Origin of the sequence: Actinoplanes sandaracinus, from assembly GCF_030009775.1 — a bacterium.
Lineage (GTDB): Bacteria > Actinomycetota > Actinomycetes > Mycobacteriales > Micromonosporaceae > Actinoplanes > Actinoplanes sandaracinus.
In genome coordinates this window covers 1-1,320 of sequence record NZ_JASCTH010000091.1, presented here as the reverse complement: position 1 = coordinate 1,320, position 1,320 = coordinate 1, and the positions used below count along the sequence as shown (strand labels likewise).

Annotated in this window: 1 protein-coding gene; it reads left to right on the top strand. The window is 71.9% G+C overall.

The annotated features are described in order from the left end of the window. Positions 1-506 precede the first annotated feature (506 nt). Entirely contained in the window at positions 507-1,316 is an 810-nt protein-coding gene (locus QLQ12_RS46785) for a hypothetical protein (RefSeq protein ID WP_282767544.1), read from the top strand. The last annotated feature ends 4 nt before the right edge of the window (positions 1,317-1,320 follow it).

Sequence of the window (1,320 nt, the reverse complement as noted above, 5' to 3'; positions counted from 1 at the left end):
CCGGCCGGTATGACGTGGGCCACCTACATCGAGCGGTGTAGTTGCCCGCCCGGTTGGTTAACGTGGTTGCCATGGCGACGACCCGGCGGCTCAGCATGCTGGCCCGCTCGTTGCCGGCCATGCTGGCCCTGCTCCTGATCAGCGGTATCAACAGTCCCGCAGTCGCGCGTCCCGACCCCGGCCGTAAGGCCGAGATGTCCACGGCCGCTGTCCAGCAGCCGGCACCCCGCGATACCGCGCCCGTTGCCCCTACCCGCTCACGTCAACCCGCCACCGCGGTGACCGCGACGCGGGCTCCCGTGGCGGACCGGACCCGAATCCGGCCGGCGCAGCACGCCGCCGATGCCGCCAGCTCGAGAGCCCCGCCAGCTCACCACGCATGAGCCGCGCCCAGCCGGCGTGACACCGCCGCACGGCGCCGCAGCGTCAATCCGATGCCGAACGCCCCACATAACGGCGGACCGGCTTTCCGCCTCACCGCAGTCACCGCCGGTGAGGCGCCCTCGGTGGCAGACCCGACCCATGGACAGGACCCCTCCCGCATGGACGTGGCACAGATTCTTCTGCAGGAACCCGCCGTACTGGCGATCTGGATCATCCTCATCGCGCTGACCGGTCCGGCGCTGGCAGTACTCGCCAGCCCCGAAGGCGTCCGCAGACCAGGACAAGCACTACGCCACACCGCCGAAACCCTGCGCGGCTACCACACACACCACCACCGCCGGCAGACAGCCGACACCACCCGCTACGCCCAGGAAATCACCGCCGCGGCCCACCACGCCACCGCGACCGCGCAACGCTGGCACCAGCACTGGCAGCAGACACAGCACAACCTCGACAACGCCTGGCAAGCCTGGCAGGACGCCGATGCCCGACTGGCCCGCAGCCGGGCCGCCGCCGCGTTCCCGGTCCCACAGACCGCCGCCACCCCGGCGCAGTACGCCGAACGCGAACGCTTCCTGCACCGCACGCTGCTCGCCGCCGCCCGCAACGGCCAACTCCCCATCAACACCGTCGCCGACGCTCTCACCGGCCGCGGCGACTGGGACCCCCGCCTGCACCCCGCCGAGCAAGAACTGCAGATACACCGCGCCGCCGCCGCATACCTCGCTCAGCGATACCAGCAGGCCGCCGCCGCGGAACGCCTCGCCTGGCACGACACCCAACTCGCCGCCGCCACCCGAGACAGCCTGCGCACCGAAGCCGCCACCACCACCCAGGCCCCCGACACCCGGCACCAACCGGCCGGCACCCTCGCACACCACCCCGCCAAGACCGCCAAGACCCTGCCCGCCCATGTCACACGAGCAGCCTGACGGG